This is a genomic window from Hydrogenophaga sp. FW305-3-2-15-A-LB1, from assembly GCF_058787875.1.
This window is the reverse complement of record NZ_JBYTAE010000016.1, coordinates 14724-35802: the sequence shown is the minus strand read 5'-3', so window position 1 is coordinate 35802 and position 21079 is coordinate 14724. Positions and strand designations below refer to the sequence as shown.

Annotated in this window: 20 protein-coding genes; 16 read left to right on the top strand and 4 right to left on the bottom strand. The window is 70.7% G+C overall.

Features of this window, described 5'->3' with window-relative positions; genetic code table 11:
- Positions 1 to 26: 26 nt before the first annotated feature.
- Positions 27 to 1094, top strand: a complete 1068-nt coding sequence (locus tag AC3WPZ_RS06875) for an acyltransferase family protein (RefSeq protein ID WP_444688013.1) — start codon at positions 27 to 29, stop codon at positions 1092 to 1094.
- On the opposite strand, the gene AC3WPZ_RS06870 is transcribed toward AC3WPZ_RS06875, so the two are convergent.
- Positions 1081 to 1890 carry a crotonase/enoyl-CoA hydratase family protein gene (locus AC3WPZ_RS06870; RefSeq protein ID WP_444688012.1) on the bottom strand — a complete coding sequence of 270 codons (810 nt, stop codon included), beginning with the start codon at positions 1888 to 1890 and terminating at the stop codon, positions 1081 to 1083. The two genes, AC3WPZ_RS06875 and AC3WPZ_RS06870, sit on opposite strands and share 14 nt — an antisense overlap.
- Positions 1891 to 1992: 102 nt before the next feature.
- Here AC3WPZ_RS06870 and AC3WPZ_RS06865 point away from each other — a divergent pair, with 102 nt between their 5' ends.
- The 5 genes from AC3WPZ_RS06865 to AC3WPZ_RS06845 all read left to right on the top strand — a co-directional run bounded on the left by AC3WPZ_RS06865 (position 1993) and on the right by AC3WPZ_RS06845 (position 7369).
- Positions 1993 to 2469 (top strand): sigma-70 family RNA polymerase sigma factor, encoded by a 477-nt coding sequence (locus AC3WPZ_RS06865; RefSeq protein WP_492435328.1) that lies wholly within the window; start codon positions 1993 to 1995, stop codon positions 2467 to 2469.
- 4 nt (positions 2470 to 2473) lie between these two features.
- Positions 2474 to 3508 (top strand): FecR family protein, encoded by a 1035-nt coding sequence (locus AC3WPZ_RS06860; RefSeq protein WP_492438760.1) that lies wholly within the window; start codon positions 2474 to 2476, stop codon positions 3506 to 3508.
- Positions 3509 to 3579: 71 nt separating this feature from the next.
- Positions 3580 to 5859, top strand: coding sequence for a TonB-dependent receptor (locus tag AC3WPZ_RS06855; protein WP_382327637.1), 2280 nt, complete (start codon positions 3580 to 3582; stop codon positions 5857 to 5859).
- Entirely contained in the window at positions 5859 to 7103 is a 1245-nt protein-coding gene (locus tag AC3WPZ_RS06850; protein WP_492438757.1) for a PepSY-associated TM helix domain-containing protein, read from the top strand. The genes AC3WPZ_RS06855 and AC3WPZ_RS06850 overlap by 1 nt, the downstream gene beginning before the upstream one ends.
- A gap of 32 nt (positions 7104 to 7135) precedes the next feature.
- Positions 7136 to 7369 carry a cysteine-rich CWC family protein gene (locus AC3WPZ_RS06845; RefSeq protein WP_492438755.1) on the top strand — a complete coding sequence of 78 codons (234 nt, stop codon included), beginning with the start codon at positions 7136 to 7138 and terminating at the stop codon, positions 7367 to 7369.
- On the opposite strand, the gene AC3WPZ_RS06840 is transcribed toward AC3WPZ_RS06845, so the two are convergent.
- Positions 7366 to 8475: an AI-2E family transporter gene (locus AC3WPZ_RS06840; protein ID WP_382162887.1), complete on the bottom strand. Its 1110-nt coding sequence runs from the start codon at positions 8473 to 8475 to the stop codon at positions 7366 to 7368. The two genes, AC3WPZ_RS06845 and AC3WPZ_RS06840, sit on opposite strands and share 4 nt — an antisense overlap.
- Positions 8476 to 8614: 139 nt before the next feature.
- On the opposite strand from AC3WPZ_RS06840, the gene AC3WPZ_RS06835 reads away from it, so the two are divergent.
- The 5 genes from AC3WPZ_RS06835 (at position 8615) to AC3WPZ_RS06815 (ending at position 13671) form a co-directional block, all read left to right on the top strand.
- Entirely contained in the window at positions 8615 to 10120 is a 1506-nt protein-coding gene (locus AC3WPZ_RS06835; RefSeq protein WP_492438753.1) for a DHA2 family efflux MFS transporter permease subunit, read from the top strand.
- 5 nt (positions 10121 to 10125) lie between these two features.
- The gene (locus tag AC3WPZ_RS06830) at positions 10126 to 10890 is read left to right on the top strand and encodes a class II glutamine amidotransferase (RefSeq protein WP_291117293.1); all 765 of its coding nucleotides are present in this window, start codon (positions 10126 to 10128) and stop codon (positions 10888 to 10890) included.
- Between the two features lie 106 nt (positions 10891 to 10996).
- Positions 10997 to 12022 carry an ABC transporter substrate-binding protein gene (locus tag AC3WPZ_RS06825; protein ID WP_492438750.1) on the top strand — a complete coding sequence of 342 codons (1026 nt, stop codon included), beginning with the start codon at positions 10997 to 10999 and terminating at the stop codon, positions 12020 to 12022.
- Position 12023: 1 nt separating this feature from the next.
- Positions 12024 to 12839 (top strand): ABC transporter ATP-binding protein, encoded by an 816-nt coding sequence (locus AC3WPZ_RS06820; RefSeq protein WP_492438748.1) that lies wholly within the window; start codon positions 12024 to 12026, stop codon positions 12837 to 12839.
- A 4-nt stretch (positions 12840 to 12843) separates the two neighbouring features.
- Entirely contained in the window at positions 12844 to 13671 is an 828-nt protein-coding gene (locus tag AC3WPZ_RS06815; RefSeq protein WP_382322881.1) for an ABC transporter permease, read from the top strand.
- Between the two features lie 10 nt (positions 13672 to 13681).
- Here the strand turns inward: AC3WPZ_RS06815 and AC3WPZ_RS06810 are convergent, their stop codons facing one another.
- Together AC3WPZ_RS06810 and AC3WPZ_RS06805 are read right to left on the bottom strand one after the other, a co-directional pair.
- Positions 13682 to 15163: a rhodanese-like domain-containing protein gene (locus tag AC3WPZ_RS06810; protein ID WP_492435315.1), complete on the bottom strand. Its 1482-nt coding sequence runs from the start codon at positions 15161 to 15163 to the stop codon at positions 13682 to 13684.
- A gap of 191 nt (positions 15164 to 15354) precedes the next feature.
- On the bottom strand, positions 15355 to 15798 hold the full coding sequence (locus tag AC3WPZ_RS06805; protein ID WP_492435313.1) for a hypothetical protein: 444 nt from the start codon (positions 15796 to 15798) through the stop codon (positions 15355 to 15357).
- A 156-nt stretch (positions 15799 to 15954) separates the two neighbouring features.
- Between AC3WPZ_RS06805 and AC3WPZ_RS06800 the strand changes: the two genes are divergently transcribed.
- From AC3WPZ_RS06800 to AC3WPZ_RS06780, 5 genes are read left to right on the top strand one after another with little or no spacing between them, the layout of a single operon-like run.
- Positions 15955 to 17292: an NAD(P)/FAD-dependent oxidoreductase gene (locus AC3WPZ_RS06800; protein WP_492438746.1), complete on the top strand. Its 1338-nt coding sequence runs from the start codon at positions 15955 to 15957 to the stop codon at positions 17290 to 17292.
- Positions 17289 to 18299 carry a chorismate transformation FkbO/Hyg5 family protein gene (locus AC3WPZ_RS06795; protein ID WP_492438744.1) on the top strand — a complete coding sequence of 337 codons (1011 nt, stop codon included), beginning with the start codon at positions 17289 to 17291 and terminating at the stop codon, positions 18297 to 18299. Before AC3WPZ_RS06800 ends, AC3WPZ_RS06795 begins: the two co-directional genes overlap by 4 nt.
- Positions 18296 to 19093, top strand: a complete 798-nt coding sequence (locus tag AC3WPZ_RS06790) for a lysophospholipid acyltransferase family protein (RefSeq protein ID WP_382322877.1) — start codon at positions 18296 to 18298, stop codon at positions 19091 to 19093. Before AC3WPZ_RS06795 ends, AC3WPZ_RS06790 begins: the two co-directional genes overlap by 4 nt.
- A gap of 3 nt (positions 19094 to 19096) precedes the next feature.
- Positions 19097 to 19855: a glycosyltransferase family 2 protein gene (locus tag AC3WPZ_RS06785; RefSeq protein ID WP_382322876.1), complete on the top strand. Its 759-nt coding sequence runs from the start codon at positions 19097 to 19099 to the stop codon at positions 19853 to 19855.
- A gap of 13 nt (positions 19856 to 19868) precedes the next feature.
- On the top strand, positions 19869 to 21074 hold the full coding sequence (locus tag AC3WPZ_RS06780) for a cation:proton antiporter (protein ID WP_444688005.1): 1206 nt from the start codon (positions 19869 to 19871) through the stop codon (positions 21072 to 21074).
- Positions 21075 to 21079 lie beyond the last annotated feature (5 nt).

Genomic DNA, 21079 nt, shown 5'->3' with positions numbered 1-21079 from the left:
CAAGCCTCGGCGCGGGTGAGCGCCTGATGTTCATCGACCTGCTCAAGGCCGTGGGCTCGCAGCTGATCGTGCTGCACCACCTCGCCTTCTACGGCCCCATGTCGGACTGGACGCACCGGCTCGCGCCCGAACTCGTGACCTGGTTCAGCCAGGACGCGCGCATGGCGGTGCAGGTCTTCCTGGTGGTCGCGGGTTTCCTCGCGGCGCGCAGCCTCGCGCCCGACGGCGTGCTGCGCGCCGCCTCGCCGCTGGGCCAGGTCGGCCAGCGCTACGTGCGCACCGCCCTGCCCTACATCGCCTCGCTGCTGGTCGCCATGCTGTGCACCGAACTGGCCCGCCTGTGGATGGCGCACGACTCGCTTTCCGCGCCGCCCGGGCTGTGGCAGTTCATTTCGCACGCGCTGCTGCTGCACACCCTGCTGGACGTGGACTCGCTCTCGGCCGGCGTCTGGTACGTGGCGATCGACTTCCAGCTCTACGCCCTGCTGCTGGGCCTGCTCTGGCTGGCGCGCCGCCAGCACGCGGCCGGCGCCTGGGCGCAGGCGCTGGTGGTGGTGGTGGTGGCAGCCTCGCTGCTGCACTTCAACCGCGAGAGCGACTGGGACAGCTGGGCGCTGTACTTCTTCGGCGCCTACGGCCTGGGCGCGCTGACCTGGTGGGCCACCCACAGCGACGAGGCCTGGCGCAGCGGCCGCTGGCTGCTCGGCGCCCTGGTGGCGATGACGCTGCTGGCGCTGGCGATCGACTTCCGCGAGCGCATCGCGCTGGCGCTCGCGGTGTGTCTGGCGCTGGCCTGCTCGCAGCGCCAGGGCTGGCTGTTCACCTGGCCGCGCAACCGCGTGGTGGCCTACCTGAGCCGCATCTCCTACGCGGTGTTCTTGCTCAACTTCCCCATCGCGCTGGTGGTCAACGCGCTGTTCACGCGCTACGGCAGCGCCGACGCCGAGGTGCAGACGCTCGGTGTGCTGCTGGCCTGGCTCGCGTGCAACGTGGCGGGGGCCCTGTTCCACCACGCGGTGGAACAACCGCTGGGCCGCCTCGGGCGCCGGCGCGAGCCGGCCCTGGCCGGGACGGCGCCGCTCAGCGCCCGGTGAAGCGCGCGGCGCGCTTGGCCTGGAAGGACAACACGCCTTCGCGCGCGTCCTCGCTGTTCGCCAGGCGCCGCTGCGTGGCCTCGAATTCGTCGGCCGCCGCCGTCGGCCCTTCCTCCACCGCCTTGAGCGCGTTGAGCCGCGTGGCCACCACCGCCAGCGGCGCCTGCTGGGCGATCGCCTGCGCGATGCGCAGGGCCTCGTCGAGCTCGCTGCCGGCGGGCACCACGCGCTGCACGAAGTGCAGCCGCAGCGCCTCGGCGCTGTCGAACACGTCGGCGGTCAGCAGGTGCAGCAAGGCGTTGCCCAGGCCCGCGCGCTCGGCCATGCGCAGCGTGGCGCCGCCCGTGGCCATGATGCCGCGCTGCACCTCCAGCTGCGAGAAGCGGCAGTCGTCGGCCGCGACCACGATGTCGGCCGCCAGCATAAGCTCGATGCCCAGCGTGTAGGTGATGCCCTTGACCGCGACCACCATCGGCTTGGTGCGGCGACGCAGGCCAGGGCGGCCCAGGTTGAGCGGGTCCACCAAGCCCTCGGCGATGGCGCGTTCGCCGCGCTGCATCAGTGGCGCGAAGCTGGGCAGGTCCAGCCCGGCGGTGAAGTGGTCGCCCTCGGCGTGCAGCACGCCCACGCGCAGCGCGGGGTCGTCGTCGAGCCGGGTGTAGGCCTCGGCGAGGGCCTGCAGCATGGCCGGCGTGAAGCCGTTGCGCTTGGCCGCGCGGTCGATCGCGATCAGCAGCACGGGGCCTTGCACCTCGGTGCGGATGCGGCCTTCGGAAGGGGTGGGGTCGGCGCTCATGCGGCCCATGGTAGCCACGCGCGCGCCGACGGGCTGTCGCCTGCGCACGGTGGCACACCGTGCATAATTGCGAATAACTCTCATTTACACATCTTCCCTTCCGTGGCCACGCACTACTACGCCGAGCTGCTCAACTACTTCTCGCGCGCGCTCCAGAACCGGGAAGCGGCGGCCGACGTGGTGCAGGAGAGCTACGCCCGCGTGCTGGGCATGGACGGCCAGGCGCTGGTGCGCGACATGCGCGCCCTGCTGTACCGCACGGGCAAGAACATCGTCATCGACGACGCGCGCCGCCGCCGGGTGGAGGCCGGCATGCTGGAGACGCTGGGCCTGATCCACCGCGACGAAGCGCCCTCGGCCGACCGCATCGCCAGCGCGCGCCAGCAGCTCTCGCGGCTGGCCGTGCGGCTGGCCACGCTGCCGCGCCGCCGCCGCGAGGCCTTCATCCTGGTGCGCGTCTATGGCCACACGCACGCCGAGGCGGCCGAGCACCAGGGCGTGAGCGTCGAGGCGATCGAAAAGCACGTGGTGCGCGCGGTCTGCGACCTGATGGACCTGGCCACGGCACACGCCGCCTGAGCCGATGCCCGCCACCCGCACCCCTCCTCACGCGCCCGCGACCTCGCCGCGCGCGCAACTCGAACACGCCCTGCTGCTGATCGCCCGCGTGCACGGCGGCGACGCGCGCACCGCCGAGACCGCGCGCGAGGCCCTGGCGCGCTGGCGCAGCGCCCACCCGGCGCACGAATCGGCCTACGGCGCCGCGCGCGCCGGCTGGGACGCCACCAGCGCCGACGCCCTGCGCGGCGAGCTGCCTCTGCCGGCCTCGCACCAGGAGCGCCTGCGCGGCGGCCGGCGCAAGGCCCTCTCGGTGCTGGGCCTGGGCGCCCTCTTCCTGGGCGCGGGCACACTGGCGCGCTGGCACTGGCGGCAGGCGCTGCACGAGGTGGCGCTGCAGACGCCGCGCGGCCAGATCAAGACCACCACCCTACCCGACGGCAGCGGCCTGGCGCTGGACGCCCACACGCGCGTGCGCATCGCGCTGTACCGCGACCGCCGCGAGGCCTGGCTGGACGAGGGCGAGGTGCAGTTCAGCGTGGCGGCCGACGCGGACCGCCCCTTCCTCGTCATGACGCGCTGGGGCCAGGTCCGCGTGCTGGGCACGGTGTTCACCGTCGAGGCGCGGCAGTCGCGCATGCGCGTGGCCGTCTCTCAAGGCCGCGTGGCGGTGTGGGCCGGTCCCCTGCCCGAAGGCGGCGTGGGCGCCGCGCTGGCCCGGCCGGTGGACACCGTGCTCGGCGCCGGCCAGGCGGTGCTCACCGAGGCGCAGGCCCTGGGCCCGGTGCACCCGGTGGCCACGGCGGAGATCGCCGCCTGGCGCCAGGGCTGGCTGGTGTTCGACAACACCCCGCTGCCCCAGGCCGTCGCGCGCTGGAATCACTACCTCGGCGCGCCGCTGCGGCTCGACGACGACCCGGCGCTGGCGCGGCTGCGCCTGACCGGCAGCTTCCCGCTGCGCTCGCCGGGCGTGTTCGTCGACAGCCTGCCCGCCAGCCTGCCGGTGCGCACCGAGCGCCTGGCCGACGGCGGCGTGCGCATCGCCGCCGCGCGGCGCTGAAAAAAATTGTCCGGTTCCGGGCGCGGGCCGCGTCTTCACAGCAGACCACCCTGCTGAAAGGACCTTTTTCCATGCCCCGTTCCCTGCCCTCCGCCCCGCGCCGCTGGCGCGCCACCGTGCTGGCCTGCGCCGCCGCCCTCGCCACCCTGGGGGCCTCCGCCGCCCTGGCCCAGGGCGCCTCGTCGGCCGCCCTCGCGGCGCCGCACGCCTTCAACCTCGGCGCGCAGCCGCTCGGCCAGGCCCTCAATGCCCTGGCGCGCCAGGCCGGCGTGGCGATCTCGGTCAACGCCGAACTGGTCGCCGGCAAGTCGGCCGCGGCGCTCAGCGGCACCATGAGCCTGCGCGAGGCGCTGGAGCGCGTGCTCGCCGGCAGCGGGCTGGACGCCCACCTGGAAGGCGGCAGCGTGGTGCTGCGCCCGGCCTCGGCCGCGCCCGCGGCCGACCGCGCGCTGCGCGAGGTGCGCGTGGTGGCCGAGCGCACCAGCCCCGGCACCTTTCGGCTCGACGGCGAGCCCGGCCCGGTCGAACCCGGCATCGTGACCGCGCGCACGCTCGAGCGCCACGCCGCGAACGACCTCGAGGACGTGTTCGCCAGCCAGCCCGAGATGGCCGTGGGCGGCGGCCACGCCATTGCCCAGAAGATCTACCTGCGCGGCGTCGAGGACACGCTGCTCAACGTCACCATCGACGGCGCGGGCCAGGTGGCCCAGGCCTTTCACCACACCGGGCGCGTGCAGCTCGAGCCCGAGCTGATCAAGCGCGTCGAGGTGCGCCCCGGCACCGGCGACGCCACCGCCGGCCCGGGCGCGCTCGGCGGCGTGGTGCGCTTCGTCACCAAGGACCCGGAGGACCTGCTGCGCGAAGGCCAGTCGGTGGGCGCGCTGCTCAAGGGCAGCTACTTCAGCAACTCGGAAGGCCTCAAGCTGCACACCAGCGTGTACGGCCGCCTCGCCGAGAACTGGTCGGCCATGGCCGCGCTCACCGACCAGGACTTCAAGGACTACCAGGACGGCGCGGGCCGGCGCGTCGCCAACACCGGTTCGCAGCAGGCGCTGGGCTTCTTCAAGCTCGTGGGCAAGCTGGCCCAGGACCACACCGTGCGCCTGAGCTACGACCGGCACGAGGACGAAGGCCTGCGCACCCAGCGCCCGCAGTGGATCGCGAGCAGCTTCAACCGCGCCTACCCGCTGCAGAGCGAGCGCGAGACCTGGAACCTGGGCTACACCTACCGCCCGGCGTCCAACCCGCTGTTCGACGTCGCCTTCAACCTCTACCAGACCGACACCGACATCGAGCAGAACGTGATCGGCCGCTGGGGCCGCTACCGGGGCAGCATCGAATCCACCGGCTTCGACCTGCGCAACACCTCGCACCTGGAGCGGCACGAGATCACCTACGGCGTGGACCACCGCAAGGACCGCAGCAGCGCCGGCCCGGCCACCAACCCCACGTCCGAGCGCGAGCGCGGCGGCGTGACCGGCTTCTACGTGCAGGACCGCATCACCCTCACGCCCGAACTCACGCTCGACCTCGGCGCGCGCCACGACCGCTACACGCTCAAGGACACCAACGGCCTGTCGTTCAGCCACAGCGGCACGAGCCCCAACGCCAGCGTGCGCTACGCCGTGACCCCGCAGCTGGCCCTGCTGGCCGGGCATTCGCGCGCGCTGCGCGGCCCCAAGATCCGCGACGCCTTCAAGCTCGACACCATCACCAACGACCCCAACATGCGGCCCGAGCGCGCCCGCACCTCGGAGCTCGGCTTCGAGTACACGCGCAGCGCCTGGCGCTTCAACGGCAAGGTCTACGACACCACCATCCGCGACGTGATCGCCGACCCCATCGGCAATCCCGCGCGTTATTTCAACGTGGGCGAACTGCGCTCGCGCGGCGCGCTGCTGCACACCACCTACGACTGGAAGCAGGTGCAGCTCGGCGCCGGCCTGCACCACAACCGCGCCACGCTCAACGGCCAGCGGCTCAACGTGTACGACCACAACGGCCTGGGCGCGAGCATGGGCAACACCCTCACCACCAGCGTGGACTGGCGCGTGACCTCGCGCGTGGACGTGGGCTGGGCCGGCCGCTTCGTGCAGGGCATCGGCTCGCTGGACACGCCGGTGGGCCGCGTGCGCAAGCCCGGCTACGCGGTGCACGACCTCTACGCCAACTGGCGCCCGACCGGCCGCGACAGCTTCACGCTGACCTTCGCGATCAGCAACCTGTTCGACAAGGACTACCTGGACCACGCGAGCAACGAGGACTTCCAGCGCATCCCGGGCTATGAGGGCATCGTGGGCTCGCGCGAACCCGGCCGCGAACTGCGCCTGACCGCGACCCTGCGCTTCTGATGCCGGTCGGCCTGCGCAACGGCCTGGTGTGGCTGCACCGGTACGTGGGGCTGGTGATGGCGGCCTTCCTCATCCTGGCCGGCCTCACCGGCGCCGCGCTGGCCTGGTACCACGCCTTCGACGCGGCGATCAACCCGCGCTGGCTGCGCGTGGTGCCGTCGTCGGCCGGCGCGCAGCCGCTGCCGGCCCTGGTGCTGCGCGACCAGGTGCTCGCGCGCCATCCGCAGGCCGAGGTCAACTTCGTGCCGCTCACGCAGCCCGCCGGCGCGCCGGCCGTGTTCTTCATCGAAGGGCCGGAAGACCCGGCCACCGGCCGCCACCGGCCGATCGAGGAGGACGAGGTCTTCGTCGACCCCTACAGCGGCGAGGTGCTGGGCGGGCGGCGCTGGGGCCACATCAGCCAGGGCTGGAGCAACCTCATGCCCTTCATTTACCGGTTGCACTACCAGGTGGCGCTGGGCACGGTGGGCACCTACGCCTTCGGCGTGATCGCGCTGCTGTGGACGCTGGACTGTTTCGTGGGCGCGGCGCTCACCCTGCCGCGCTCGCGCGGCCCACGCGCCGACACGCGGGCGACCGGCTGGTGGACGCGCTGGGCACCGGCCTGGCGGGTGCGCTGGGCGCAGGGCCGCTACAAGCGATGGTTCGACCTGCACCGCGCCGGCGGCCTCTGGCTGTGGGCCTGGATGTTCGTGTTCGCCTGGTCCAGCGTGGCCTTCAACCTGCGCGAGGTCTACTACCCCACCATGCACAGCCTGGCGGGCACGCAGGAGCGGACCGAAGCGCCGGCCGTGAAACCCGTGCCGCGCGACGAACCCGCCATGGGCTGGCACGCCGGGCTGGCGCAGGGCCGCGCGCTCATGGCCGAGCTCGCGCGCGAAAAAGATTTCAACGTGCTCAACGAAGAGCGCCTGTCGTACAGCCCCCACCGGGGCAGCTTCCACTACCGCGTGCGCAGCGACCGCGACATCCGCGACCGGCGCGGCACCACCTCGCTGGACTTCGACGCCGCCACCGGCGCACGGTTGGGCAGCTACGTGCCCACCGGCGAATCGGGCGGCGACACCTTCACCACCTGGCTGCTCGCGCTGCACATGGCCGACGTGTGGGGCCAGCCCTTCAAGCTCGCCGTGTTCCTGCTTGGCCTGGCCAGCGCGGGGCTCAGCGGCACGGGCGTCTGGATCTGGTGGAAGAAGCGGGCCGGCCGGCAGACCGCGGCGCGCCAGCGCCAGGCCCAGCGCTGACGCGGCGGCGCGGGGCGAGTACCCTATGCGCCATGTCCGCCCCCACGATCGACCCCGGCCGCTGCCCGCTCTGCGGCGCCGACAACCGCTGCGCGATGGAAATCCAGCGCGAGACCGGTGAACCCCAGCCGCCCTGCTGGTGCGTGGGCGCGACCTTCAGCCCCGATCTGTTCAAGCGCATCCCCGAGGTCGCGCGCGGCCAGGCCTGCATCTGCGCGGCCTGCGTGGCCCAGGCCCTGCGCGCCGCGCGCGAAGCGGCCGGCTAGGGCTCGCGCGGCGGTTGGTCCGCCTCGGGCGGCGGCACCAGCGGCGGCGCGGGCGCCGCGCTCAGGCTGTGCAGCCACTCGCGCCAGATCGCCACCAGCAGCGCCATCAGCACCGGGCCCACGAACAGGCCGACGAGGCCCATGGTCTTCACGCCACCCACCAGGCCGAAGAAGGTCGGCAGGAAGGGCAGCTTCACCGGCCCGCCCACCAGGCGCGGGCGCAGGGTCTTGTCCACGATGAAGAGCTCGATCGAGCCCCAGGCGAACAGGCCCACGCCGGCCCACAGGTGGCCCGAGCCCACGAGGTAGAGCGAGACCAGGCTGAACGACAGCGGCGCGCCGCCGGGGATCAGCGCCATGAAACCGGTGGCCACGCCCAGCAGCACCGGCGAGGGCACGCCCGCCACCCAGTACGCCACGCCCAGCACCACGCCCTCGCCGATGGCGATCAGGCCCAGGCCGGTCACGGTGGCGCTCACGGTGGCCGGCACCACGCGCGAGAAACGCTGCCATTGCAGCGGCAGGATGCGCTCGCCGATGGTGTCGAGCTGGCCGGCGATGCGCGCGCCGTCCTTGTAGACGAAGAACAGCGTGATCAGCATGAACAGCACCGTCAGCGCGAGGTTGACGGCATCGCCCGTGGCGCTGAGCACCATGCGGTAGATGTTGCCGATGTGCTGGCCGCTGAGCAGCTGGATCCAGTCGCCCAGCGCGTGCGGCTCGCCCAGGTGCTCGCGCCAGTAGGTGGCCAGCGTCTCGCCCACCCAGGGCAGGGCTTCGATCCACTGCGGCGGCGGGGCGCCGTAGCGGTTCACGTCCAGCAGCCAGGCCACCAGCCCACCCGCCTCCTTCAGCGCGTAGTGCAGGGCCAGGCTCAGCGGCACCACCAGCACCACGACCACGACCACCAGGGCCAGGCTGGCCGCCAGCGCGGTGCGCCCGCCGCAGGCGCGCACGCCACGGCGGTACAGCGGCCAGCTGGCGAACCCGATGATGAGCGCGGCCAGCACCGGCACCAGGAAACCACGGAAGAAGTAGACACCGGCCGCCACGATCAGCAGCAGCAGGCCGCGAATGATCAGTGAAGCGTTCGGGACAGGTGGCATGGAGGGAGAAGGGCGCGGAGAGAGACAAAAAGACCTGGGGCAATATACCCGACCCCCCTACGGTGCCCGATGACACGCGCCCGTTCGCGGTCCGGCCCGCAAAGGCGCTAAGCTTGACCGTCACCACGGCACCCACCCCATGAGCCCACCGCCCGACCACTCCCTGCCCGCTTTGCGCGAACGGTACGGCGAGCGTTACCGCTGGCTGCTGCTGCTTTCGGTGATGGTCGGCACCATGGCGGCCATCATGTCGTCCACCATCATCAACGTGGCCATCCCCGACATGAGCCACCACTTCACGCTCGGCCAGGAGCGCGCGCAGTGGGTCACCTCGGGCTTCATGGCGGCCATGACGGTCTCCATGCTCACCACCCCCTGGCTGCTGGCGCGCTACGGCTACCGGCGCACCTACGTGGGCTGCATGTGCCTGCTGATGGCGGGCGGCATGGCCGGCGGCTTCGCCAACGACTACCCGGTGGTGCTGGCCGCGCGCGTGGCCGAGGGCCTGGCCGCGGGCGTGGTGCAGCCGATCCCGGCCATCATCATCCTGCGCGCCTTCCAGCCCCACGAGCAGGGCCGGGCCAGCGGCATCTTCGGCATGGGCGTGGTGCTCGCGCCCGCGCTCGGGCCCAGCATCGGCGGCCTGCTGGTGGACGGCTTCGGCTGGCGCTCGATCTTCTTCATGGTGGTGCCGTTCTGCCTGGCCTCGCTCTGGCTCGCGCACCGCTTCGTGCCCACCACCTCGCCGGGCGGCGCCGCGGCCAACCCGCAGGGCGGCGGGCTGGACTGGCGCGGCCTGCTGCTGGCCGCCGTGGGCACGCTGTGCCTGCTCAACGGCCTGGTCGAACTGCACGGTGGCACCGCCACCACCGCCACCCTGCTGCTGGGCGGCGCGCTGCTGGCGCTGCTGGCCTTCGTGGTGCTGGAGCGGCGCACGCTGCGCGCGCGCCGGCGCCAGCCCGACCAGGGCACGGACCCGCTCATGAACCTCACGCTGTTCCAGGACCGGCGCTTCGCGATGGGCAGCATCGTGGCCTTCATCTACGGCATCGCCCTGTTCGGCTCCACCTACCTGCTGCCCGTGTACATGCAGAGCGGCCTGGGCCTGTCGGCCTCCCACGTCGGCACCATCCTGCTGCCGGCCGGGCTGGTGCTGGCGGTGGCCATCGCGGTGGTGGGGCGCCTGGCCGACGAGCAGCCCACGCACCGGCTGGTGAGCATCGGCCTGGTGCTGCTCTCCGCGTCGTTCGGCCTCATGGCCACCATCGACCCCAGCCGCCCGGCGCAGATCATCCCGCTGCTGGTCACCTGGGCCATCGTGGGCCGCATCGGCCTGGGCTTCATCCTGCCCTCGCTCAACATCGGCGCCATGCGCGGGCTGGAGCGCGTGGACATCGCACAGGGCGCGAGCGTCATCAACTTCCTGCGCATGCTCGGCGGCGCGGCCGGCGTGAGCCTGTGCGGCATCGTGCTCGAATGGCGCCTGGCCGCGCACGGCGCGCAGCTCACCACCGGCGGCGTGGCCACCCCGGCGCGCGTGGCGGCGTTCGAGGAAACTTTTCTGATGCTCGCGGCCATCTGTGCGCTCGCACTGACCGCCGCGCTGAGACTCAAGGCGGCGCCCAAGCCCCAGGCATCACAATAAACACCATGTGCCAACTGCTCGGACTCAACTGCGCCACGCCGACCGACGCGGCCTTCAGCTTCACCGGTTTCTGCCAGCGCGGCGGCAAAACCGACCACCACGCCGATGGCTGGGGCATCGCCTTCTTCGAAGGCAAGGGTCTGCGGCTGTTCGTGGACCACCAGAGCGCGTCCGACTCGCCGATGGCCGCCTTCCTGCAGCAGTACCCGCTCAAGAGCCGCAACATCATCGCCCACGTGCGCAAGGCCACCATCGGCGCCGTGGCGCTGGAAAACGCCCACCCCTTCGTGCGCGAGCTCTGGGGCCGCCAGTGGGTGTTCGCGCACAACGGCGACCTGAAGGACTACGCGCCCACGCTGCACAGCCACTTCCGCCCGGTGGGCACCACCGACAGCGAGCGCGCCTTCTGCTGGCTGATGCAGGAACTCGCCAAGTCGCACGCCGGCCTGCCCGACGTGCGCGAACTCACCCTCACGCTGCGCGAGCTGGTGCCGCAGGTGCGCCAGTTCGGCACCTTCAACTTCCTGCTCTCCAACGGCGAGGCCCTGTGGGCCCACTGCAGCACCAAGCTGCACTGGCTGGTGCGCCAGCACCCGTTCGCCCAGGCCACGCTGATGGACCAGGACTGGACGGTGAACTTCGCCGAACTCAACCACCCCGGCGACCGCGCCGCCGTGGTCGTGACCACGCCACTGACCAGCAACGAACAATGGACCGCCTTCGAGCCCAACGAGCTCAAGGTGTTCGTGGACGGCCTGCCCCTGCCGTGATTTCCCGGATGCGCGGGGCCGGGCCCCGGGCTACCATGGTGTTTCCAACATACCCCCAGGGGCATTTCGCCCAGCCCTGGCGGCGCTCGCAACCAAGGAGACACCCATGCAAAGACGACACCTGATGGCCGGTGGCCTGGCCGCCGCGGTCCTGCCCCCGTTCGGATTCGCGCAGGGCCTGGAGAAACCCAAGGTCACGATCGCCGTGGGCGGCAAGAACCTGCTGTACTACCTGCCGCTGACCATCGCCGAACAGCTGGGCTACTTCAAGGCCGAGGGGCTGGACGTGACCATCGTCGACTTCGCGGGCGGCTCGCGCGCCCTGGCCGCGGTGGTGGGTGGCAGCGCCGACGTGGTCTCCGGCGCCTTCGAGCACACCGTCAACATGCAGTTCAAGGGTCAGCCCATGCGCGCCTTCGCGCTGCAAGGCCTGGCACCGCAGATCGTGCTCGGCGTCAACCCCAAGACCATGGGCGGCTACCACGCCATCACCGACCTCAAGGGCAAGAAGATCGGCGTGACCGCGCCGGGCAGCTCGACCAACGTGATGGTCAACTTCGTGCTCGCCAAGGCCGGCCTCAAGCCCAGCGACGTGAGCATCGTCGGCGTGGGCGCGGGCAACGGCGCGGTGGCCGCGATGCGCGCGGGCCAGATCGACGCCATCAGCAACCTCGACCCGGTCATCACCCTGCTGCAGCGCTCGGGCGACCTCAGGATCATCTCCGACACGCGCATCGTCGCCGAGTCGGCCAAGGTGTTCGGCGGCCCCATGCCGGCGGCCTGCCTCTACGCGCCCCAGCCCTTCCTGGACAGGAACCCCAACACCGCACAGGCGCTCACCAACGCCATCGTGCGCGCCGACAAGTGGATCCAGGCCGCCGGCCCGGGCGACATCATCAAGGCCGTGCCCGAGAGTTACCTGCTGGGCGACCGCGCGGTCTACATCGACGCCTTCATGGCCGCCAAGGGCGCGCTCTCGCCCGACGGCAGCTTCCCGGCCAAGGGCGCGGACACCGCCTTTCGCGCCCTGGCCAGCGTGGACGCCGAACTGGCCAAGGCCAAGCTCGACCTGAACGCCGTCTACACCAACAGCTTCGTGCAGAAGGCCAACGCGAAATACCCGAAGGGTTGATGTGACGAGTCCAGCCGCGATCGACCTGCAGGGCGTGTCCTGCACCTTCATCAGCAAGGACGACCCCGGCCAGCGCTACACGGCGGTGCAGAACGTCACCCTGACCGTGGGCGCGGGCGAGTTCGTGAGCGTGGTGGGCCCCACGGGCTGTGGCAAGAGCACGCTGCTCAATGTCGCGGCCGGCCTGCTCGCGCCCAGCACCGGCAGCGTGCGGGTGTTCGGGCAAGCGCTGCAGGGCATCAACACGCGCGCCGGCTACATGTTCCAGACCGAGAGCCTCATGCCCTGGCGCACCGCCTTGGGCAATGTGATGGCGGGCCTGTCGTTCCGTGGCGTGGCCGAGGTCGAGGCGCGCGCCCAGGCCGAGGACTGGCTGCGCCGCGTGGGCCTGGGCGGTTTCGGTGACCGCTACCCGCACCAGATGAGCGGCGGCATGCGCAAGCGCGCCAGCCTGGCGCAGACCCTGGTGCTCGACCCCGACATCATCCTGATGGACGAACCCTTCTCCGCGCTCGACATCCAGACCCGCCAGCTGATGGAGAACGAGGTGCTCGACCTCTGGGCCGCGAAGAAGAAGGCGGTGCTCTTCATCACGCACGACCTGGACGAGGCGATCGCCATGAGCGACCGTGTGGTGGTGCTCAGCGCCGGCCCGGCCAGCCACCCGATCGGCGAGTTCGCCATCGACATCCCGCGCCCGCGCGACGTGGCCGAGATCAAGACCAGCGCCCGCTTCGTCGAGCTGCACGCCGCCATCTGGGCGGTGATGCGCGAGGAGGTGCTCAAGGGCTACCAGCAACAACTCAAGGCGGCCTGAACCCATGTGGAAGCACATCAAACCGCAGCCCTCCACGCTGCGCCTGTGGCAAGGGGCGCTGCTGGTGGCGCTCATCGTGTTCTGGTACCTGATGACCACGCCCGGGCTGGTGCCGCCCTTCATGTTCGACAACGACCGCCAGGCCGCCTTCTTCTTCGGTGAGCCGCTGCGCGTGGCCGAGCGCATCTGGACCTGGTTCGTGCGCGACGCCGACATCTACCAGCACCTGGGCGTGACGCTCACCGAGACCGTGCTGGCCTTCGCCATCGGCGCCATCGGCGGCCTGGCCGGCGGCCTGTGGCTGGCGCTCTCGCCCATGGCCTCGGCCATCCTGGAGCCCTACATCAAGGCCATGAACTCCATGCCGCGCATCATCCTCGCGCCCATCTTCGCGGTGTGGTTCGGGCTGGGCATCGCCAGCAAGGTGGCGCTGGGCGTGACGCTGGTGTTCTTCATCGTGTTTTTCAACGTCTACCAGGGCGTGAAGGAGGTCAGCCCGGTGATCCTGGCCAATGCGCGCATGCTGGGCGCGAGCCAGAAGCAGCTGCTGCGCCACGTGTACCTGCCCAGCGCCACGAGCTGGGTGTTCAGCTCGCTGCACACCTCGGTGGGCCTGGCCTTCGTGGGCGCGGTGGTGGGTGAGTACCTGGGGTCGAGCCAGGGCGTGGGCTACCTGATCCTGCAGGCCGAGGGCAGCTTCGACATCAACACCGTGATGGCCGGCATCGTCGTGCTCACGCTGTTCGCGCTGGCGCTCGACGCGGCCGTGGGCCGGATCGAGAAGCGGCTCATGAAATGGCAGCCGCGCAGCGGCGAGACCGAGAAGCTCTGAGGCCGGGGGTCTATTTCATCCCGGGGGCCGAGGTGCTGTACGAGCGGCGCACCGGCGGGGCGCTGTTCGATGGTGCCGGGTTGTAGCCACCGGCGCTGCTGGAGCGGGCACGCGACGCCTCCTGCTGCTCGAGGTGGGCATTGAAGCGATCCACCCAGTTGTTGGCCTCGGCGCGCAGGGTGTCGATGTCGCTGGACCGGTTGCGCCGGTCGCTGCGGGCTTTCTCGAAGGCGGCGATGTTCGCGGGCGTGGCGACCACGGCCACGCGGTCCCAGCTGGCGTCCGGCAGGCAGCCCGAGGCGGCGTGCACGGAGCAGCGGTAACGCGCCGACCCGGTCACCAGGGCGACGGCCTCGTCGGCATTGAAGTCGCCGCCGCTGGTGTGTCCCATGGCCGCCTGCGTGAACGCGCTCTCGGCCCGGCTCTCCAGGCGATCCAGACAGGTCCGGTATTCATCGAGTCCCGTCTTGGCGGCGTTCCATTGGGCCTGGTTCGAGGGCATGGCGCGGTCGAAGGTCCCGCACATCTGACGCGCCGATCTCGACGCGCGCGCCTCGTCCAGGGCCATCTTCAAGGCAGGCAGGAACATCTGGTCCAACGGCGCCTTGAGGTGGGTCGAAGGCGAGGCCTCGACGCGGGCGCGGGCGGCCTTGTAGGCCCGGTCGACCTCCTCCGGCGTGCGGGCGACCAGGGCGTCGATCTCGGCCAGCGCGGGGCTTTGCGTGTCGAGTTTCGCCACTTGCTCGCGCACGCCCTTGAGGCATTCCGTGCGCACGTTTCTGCTCTGCTGGGCCGCCGAACGCAGGTTGGCGGTCAGCAGCAGGTCCGTGGGCGACTTCAGCGCGATCGCCACAAAATCCTGGTCGGTGACGTCGAAGCCGCAGGTGCGCACACCCACCTGGGCATACCGCGTGGCCTCCTGGGCTTTCTCGGCCGACGCCTTGGCCGCCAGATCGCGCTCGAGCGGCAACCCGGCATTCACCCACCCGCTGTTGCCCGCGCGCAACCAGTAGAGCTTGCGGTAGCCGGCCTCCACGGCCCGCTGCACGGCGAACACCGACAGCTGGCAGCGGTCATGGTGGCAGTAGAAAAGCATGGGCGTGTCCTTCTCGCCCCCGGTGAACCGCTGAAAGGCTTTGGCGTACGCCTGGCGGATCTCGTCCGAATCACCGGCCACCTGGGGCATTTCGACCAGGGTGCCCGGGATCTTGTCCTGCGTCCGCATGGCCGCGACCACGGCCAGCCCGAGCCCCATCTGCTCGATCATGCAGTGGGCCTCGCGCGGTGAGATGGTGACCGCGCCGGGCACCTGCAGCGGCATGGCGCCTTCGGGGACCGGCGCGCCCTTGGCGACCGCGGCGCGCGCTTCGCGCCCGGGCTGGCACTGCTGCTCCGCCGTGGTCAGCCGATCGCCGCGCGATTGGGCGGCGGCAGGCCCAGCGCTGAACAGCGCGGCAACAAGAACGGCGGCCAGGGGAATGTGCAGTCGCATGGTGCTCCGATCGGGTCGATGGCCCTGTCGCGCCATGGGCGTCGCGCACGGGCAAGGGCGATGCGGCATTTTGTAACAAGCTCATTGCCCCGCTGCCCATCCATTCCGATGAAGTGCGAGAAATGCCACGCTGTGCGGCTTGTGGCGGGCGCTCGAAGCGGCCGTGGGCCGCATTGGGAAGGGGCGACGGGTCAGCCGGCCGGGCGCCCGAAGCAGCGCTGGACGAAGTTCAGGCAACCCGTGCTCAGGCGCGAAAGAAGGCCCGGTCGAAGCACCCTTGGCGGCGGGGACAGCTGTGGCTCGGCATGCACCTGCACCAAGGGCGCGCCCTGGCGAGAGATGAATTTCTGCTGGCTGCCGTTGAGGTCGTCCTGGTCCTTCTTCTCGCCGCGGTTGAGGAGGTTCAGGCGAACGGGGGCCTGGTGGGCGCTGGCGCTTCGGACAACTTCCTGAGCGAAGGCATCTTCTGCCGGCACCTCCCGGACCTTCTGCTCTTCCTGGGCGTCCTCGTAGTTCTTCACCATCTCTTTCGTGAATTCTCTGAATTGCGTGTCTTTCATCAAATCCGTGACCCCGTGCAGGGACGTCCCACCGAGTGGAATGGAAACACTGGACGAGGGGAAGCTGGAGTTCATGGGGTCGTTGCCAGAAAGCTGAAGGGCTTCGACTGGGTGAATCTCATCTCCGAAAAGTTCAGCGCCCCGCGCTTGTAACCAATGCCGCTTCGGGCGCTACCACCTTCGTTTGACACCGTACAATTTTGGACTGTCCACTGCCCGAGCATCCCGGCCATGAACCCAGACCATCCAGGCGCCGACCACCAGACCTGTGACGTGCTCGTGATCGGTGGCGGGCCCGCCGGGTCCACCGTCTCTCCACTGCTGGCCAGCAAGGGCCACCGCGTCGTGATGCTCGAGAAGGCGCACCACCCGCGCTTTCACATCGGCGAATCCCTGCTGCCGGCCAACCTGCCTCTGCTGGAGCGCCTGGGTGTGGCCGACGAGGTGCGCGCCATCGGGCAGCACAAGCCGGGCGCCGAGTTCGTCTCGCCGCACCACGCGCACACCCAGACCTTCGAGTTCGCCGACGCCTGGGACAAGTCCATGCCTTACGCCTACCAGGTCAAGCGCGCCGAGTTCGACGAGATCCTGTTCCGCAACGCCGCCCGAAAAGGCGTGGAGGTGCACGAAGGCTGCAAGGCGCGCTCGGTGGAGTTCCTGCCCGACCGCTCGGTGCGCGTGCACGCCGAGCACGACGACGGCCGCACCAGCGTGTGGAACGCGAAATTCCTGGTGGACGCCTCGGGCCGCGACACATTTCTTGCATCCCGTTTCAAGATCAAGGAACGCAACCCGAACCACAACAGCGCGGCGGTCTACGGCCACTTCGCGAACGCGCGCCGCAACACCGGCGAGGCCGAGGGCAACATCACCATCTTCTGGTTCGACCACGGCTGGTTCTGGTTCATCCCGCTCACGGGCGGCGTCACCAGCGTGGGCATGGTGACCTGGCCGTACCACATGAAGACGCGCGCAGGCCGCAGCGTGGAGCAGTTCCTGATGGACAACGTGGCCACCTGCGCGGGCCTGGCCGAGCGCCTGAAGGACGCGCACCGGGTGGCGCCGGTGGAGGCCACCGGCAATTTTTCCTACGCCGCGCAGCGCAATCACGGCGACAACTACCTGATGCTGGGCGACGCCTACACCTTCATCGACCCGGTGTTCTCCTCGGGCGTGTGGCTGGCCATGAACGGCGGCGAGCTGGGCGCGCAGACCATCGACATCTGCCTGCGCCAGCCCGCACAGGCGCGCGCGGCGCTCAGGCGTTTCGACCGCCACAGCCGCCACGGACCGAAGGCGTTCTCGTGGTTCATCTACCGCGTGACCAACCCCATCATGCGCGACTTCTTCATGGGCCCACGCAACATCTTCCGCGTGAAAGAAGCCCTGCTGTCCACGCTGGCGGGCGACGTGTATGGCGGCGCGCCGATCGGGCGGTCGATGCTGGCCTTCAAGACCTTGTACCTGCTGGCCAACCTCACCCAGCCGCGCCGCGCGTTCAACGCCTGGCGCAAGCGCCGCGTCAACATCCGGCCCGCGGACGAAACCGCCCTGGCCCGCACGCCGTGAGCTTGCAACACACCATCAGCCGGGCGTCCGCCGCGCCCGCCGACGGCGAGGTGCTGGGCGGCATGTCGATCGGGGAACCGAAAGACCTGGGCCCGATGGCTTGGCCGCACCAGCCCCTGCGCGCGCCCGTGCTGCCCGCGGGCGCGCCAGCGGTGCACGAGCACTGGCGCGTGGACGGCCCACTGCGCCAAGGCCGCGACGAGGGCATCCACTGGTGCCGCAACGCCGAACTGCTCTATGGCGTGATCGAGCTGAATGAGGCCGAACAGGCCCCCCCGGCCGAGGGCGGCTCGCCGCTGCAGACGGCGAGCCGGCTGCTCTACGAGCGCCTGTTCCGCCTGCTGCGCGCGCAGGGCACGCCGCACCTGTGGCGGGTCTGGAACTACATGGCCGACATCAACGGCGAGTCGCACGGGCTGGAGCGTTACCGCCAGTTCAACCTGGGCCGCTACGAAGCCTTCGTGCACGCGCAGCGCGAGACCGGCGGCCAGGTGCCCGCGGCCTGCGCCATCGGCGTGGCCGGTGGCCCGCTCTCGGTGGCCTTCCTGGCCGGCCGCTCGCCGGTGGTGCCGCTGGAGAACCCGCGCCAGGTGAGTGCCTGGCGCTACCCCTCGCAGTACGGGCCGCGCGCCCCCACCTTTTCGCGCGCCGCGCTGGCCTACCCGCGCGGGCGCGAGGCGCTGTTCGTCTCGGGCACGGCCAGCATCGTGGGGCACGCCACGGTGCATCCCGGCGATGTGGCCGCGCAGTGCGAGGAGACCGCGCGCAACATCGAGTGCCTGGTGCAGGAGGCCAACCGCGTGGCGCGCTCGGGCCGGCCGTTTTCGTTCACCGGCCTGAGCCACCGCGCCTACGTGCGCCACGCCGCCGACGTGGACACCGTGCAGCGCACGCTGCAGCCGCTGCTGCGCGGCGCTTCGCTGGTGTGCGTGCAGGCCGACATCTGCCGCGCCGACCTGCTGGTGGAAATCGAGAGCCAGGCCATCCACCCGCTGGGGTCGCCATGAGCACGGCGGCGACCCGCCCGACCTCGCTGCTGTGGAGCGTGTACGAGCACCTCGCGATGGTGGTGGGCCTGAGCGCGCTGGCGCTGGTGTGCCTGAGCTGGACGCCACCGGCGCTGGCCCTGTACCCGGTGTTGCCCCGGCCGCTGGGCCGCTGGCTCGGCCGCCAGGCCATCATGCGCGGCTTTCGGCTGTACGTCGGCATCCTGCGCCTGCTGTGCGCCTGCCGCTTCGACCTGTCCGAGATCGATGCGCTGCGCGACCAGGGGCCCATGGTCATCGCGGCCAACCACCCCTCGCTGCTCGACGCCGTGCTGATCACCTCGCGCCTGCCCAACGCGGTCTGCTTCATGAAGGCCGACCTGATGGACAACCCGCTGCTCGGCGCGGGCGCGCGCCTGGCGCGCTACGTGCGCAACGACAACCTGCTCACCGCCGTGCTGAACTGCCGCCGCGAGCTGCAGCAGGGCGCGCAGGTGCTGATCTTCCCAGAGGGCACGCGCACGCGCGGCTACCCGGCGAACCCGATCAACCCGCTCTCGCGCTCCACCGCGCTGATCGCCGCCCGCGCCGAGGTGCCGGTGCAGACACTGATCGTGGAGTTTTCCAGCCCCTACCTGGGCAAGGGCTGGCCGATCTGGCGCCGCCCCCTGCTGCCGCTGACCTGCCGCATCCGCCTGGGCCGGCGTTTCGAGGCGCCACGCAACCCGGGCGCCTTCACGCAGGAGCTGGAAGACTATTTCCGTGCCATGCTCGACCCCTCTTCCCCACCGATGGCGTCGTCCGCCGCCGCCTGATCCATGCCCGTTTCCAGCACCACGCACCTGGTCCTCATTCCCAGCTACAACCCGGGCCGCAAGGTATTGGCCACGGTGCGCGCCGCGCGCGCGCAATGGACGCCCGTGTGGGTGGTGGTCGATGGCAGCACCGACGGCTCGGCCGACTGGCTGACCGAAGAGGCCGCCAGCGACCCCGGCCTGCGCGTGCTGGTGCTGCCCGAGAACCAGGGCAAGGGCTCGGCCGTGCTGCACGGCATCACGGTCGCGGCGCAGCAGGGCTTCACGCACGCGCTGACCATGGACTCCGACGGCCAGCACCCCGAAACCCTGATCCCCGACTTCATGGCCGCCTCGCAGGCCGAGCCCGAGGCCATGGTGCTGGGCAAGCCGGTGTTCGGTCCCGAAGCGCCCCTGGTGCGCGTGCTGGGCCGCAAGCTTTCGAACGGCTGGGCCAACCTGGAAACGCTGGGCTTCGGCATCGGCGATTCGCTCTACGGGTTTCGCGTCTACCCGATCGCGCCGCTGATGCGCGTGATGCACGGCACGCGCTTCATGCGCCGCTTCGACTTCGACCCCGAGGCCGTGGTGCGCCTGAGCTGGGCCGGCGTGCGGCCGATCAACATCGACGCCCCGGTGCGCTACTTCACGCCCGAAGAGGGTGGCGTCTCGCATTTCAACTACCTGCGCGACAACCTGCTGCTCAGCGGCATGCACACGCGCCTGTTCACCGGCTTCGTGCTGCGCCTGCCCCTGCTGCTCTGGCGGCGCCTGACCGGCTGACACCCGCACCGCCATGAACACCACCGAGATCTTCCTGATCGCCATGGCGATCATCTTCACCGTGCCGTGGCTGATCTGGCGGCTGGGGCGCACCGACTACTGGGCGCCGCTGGTGGTGGTGCAGATCGTCACCGGCATCCTGCTCGGCCCCGGCGTGCTGGGCAAGGCCTTCCCCGAGTACCACGCCTTCGTCTTCAGCCCGGTGGTGATCCAGTCGCTCAACGGCATCGCGTGGTGGGCCGTGATGCTGTTCGTGATGATCGCGGGCATCGAACTCGACCTGCGCCAGGCCTGGAAACACCGGCGCGAGAGCGGCATCACCGCCGGTCTGGCCCTGGGCGCGCCGCTGCTGCTGGGCAGCGCGGCAGCGCTGGTGATGCTGGGCATGCCGGGCTGGATGGGCGCGTCCGCGCGGCCCTGGCAGTTCGTGCTCGGCGTGGGCATGGCCTGCGCGGTCACCGCGCTGCCCATCCTGATCCTCCTGATGGAGAAGCTGCAGCTGCTGCGCCAGCCGCTGGGCCAGCGCATCCTGCGCTACGCGAGCGTGGACGACATCGCGATCTGGGGCGTGCTCGCGCTGATCCTGATGGACTGGCAGCGCGTGGGCAAACAGGGCGCCTTCATCCTCGCCTTCGTCGTGCTGAGCTGGGCCTTCCGCCACCTGATGCGCCGCCTGGCCGAAGCCGACCGCTGGGCCGTCGCGCTGATCTGGCTCGCGGTCTGCGCCTTCGGCGCCGACTGGTCGGGCCTGCACTACATGGTGGGCGCCTTCCTGGCCGGTGTGGTGATGGACGCCGACTGGTTCGACCAGGACAAGCTGGACCAGCTGCGCCACCACGTGCTGCTGGTGATCATGCCGGTGTTCTTCCTCTCCACCGGCCTGCGCACCAACTGGGACGTGGGCGGTGCGGCGGTGTTCGGCATGGCGGCCCTGCTGCTGCTGGCCTCGGTCAGTGGCAAGCTGATCGGTGTGCACCTGGCCGGCCGCGTGCTGAAGTGGCCGCCGGGCGAGGCCTCCCTGATCGGCTGGCTGCTGCAGACCAAGGCGCTGATCATGATCATCTTCGCCAACATCCTGCTGGACAAGCAGGTGATCACCAGCGAGACCTTCACCGCGCTGCTGCTGATGGCGGTGGCCAGCACCATGCTCACGGTGCCCATCGTGGAACCCAAGCTGCGCAGCGCGGCGCGCGGCGCCAGCGCGCTGCGCCATCCCTGACGGCC

Coding starts and splice junctions, on each gene's coding strand:
- AC3WPZ_RS06805 (WP_492435313.1), bottom strand. CDS start 15,798: ATGAACTCCAGCTTCCCCTCGTCCAGTGTTTCCATTCCACTCGGTGGG.
- AC3WPZ_RS06815 (WP_382322881.1), top strand. CDS start 12,844: ATGTGGAAGCACATCAAACCGCAGCCCTCCACGCTGCGCCTGTGGCAA.
- AC3WPZ_RS06810 (WP_492435315.1), bottom strand. CDS start 15,163: ATGCGACTGCACATTCCCCTGGCCGCCGTTCTTGTTGCCGCGCTGTTC.
- AC3WPZ_RS06875 (WP_444688013.1), top strand. CDS start 27: ATGTTCATCGACCTGCTCAAGGCCGTGGGCTCGCAGCTGATCGTGCTG.
- AC3WPZ_RS06780 (WP_444688005.1), top strand. CDS start 19,869: ATGAACACCACCGAGATCTTCCTGATCGCCATGGCGATCATCTTCACC.
- AC3WPZ_RS06860 (WP_492438760.1), top strand. CDS start 2,474: ATGCCCGCCACCCGCACCCCTCCTCACGCGCCCGCGACCTCGCCGCGC.
- AC3WPZ_RS06850 (WP_492438757.1), top strand. CDS start 5,859: ATGCCGGTCGGCCTGCGCAACGGCCTGGTGTGGCTGCACCGGTACGTG.
- AC3WPZ_RS06830 (WP_291117293.1), top strand. CDS start 10,126: ATGTGCCAACTGCTCGGACTCAACTGCGCCACGCCGACCGACGCGGCC.
- AC3WPZ_RS06845 (WP_492438755.1), top strand. CDS start 7,136: ATGTCCGCCCCCACGATCGACCCCGGCCGCTGCCCGCTCTGCGGCGCC.
- AC3WPZ_RS06825 (WP_492438750.1), top strand. CDS start 10,997: ATGCAAAGACGACACCTGATGGCCGGTGGCCTGGCCGCCGCGGTCCTG.
- AC3WPZ_RS06790 (WP_382322877.1), top strand. CDS start 18,296: ATGAGCACGGCGGCGACCCGCCCGACCTCGCTGCTGTGGAGCGTGTAC.
- AC3WPZ_RS06800 (WP_492438746.1), top strand. CDS start 15,955: ATGAACCCAGACCATCCAGGCGCCGACCACCAGACCTGTGACGTGCTC.
- AC3WPZ_RS06870 (WP_444688012.1), bottom strand. CDS start 1,890: ATGAGCGCCGACCCCACCCCTTCCGAAGGCCGCATCCGCACCGAGGTG.
- AC3WPZ_RS06835 (WP_492438753.1), top strand. CDS start 8,615: ATGAGCCCACCGCCCGACCACTCCCTGCCCGCTTTGCGCGAACGGTAC.
- AC3WPZ_RS06855 (WP_382327637.1), top strand. CDS start 3,580: ATGCCCCGTTCCCTGCCCTCCGCCCCGCGCCGCTGGCGCGCCACCGTG.
- AC3WPZ_RS06840 (WP_382162887.1), bottom strand. CDS start 8,475: ATGCCACCTGTCCCGAACGCTTCACTGATCATTCGCGGCCTGCTGCTG.
- AC3WPZ_RS06785 (WP_382322876.1), top strand. CDS start 19,097: ATGCCCGTTTCCAGCACCACGCACCTGGTCCTCATTCCCAGCTACAAC.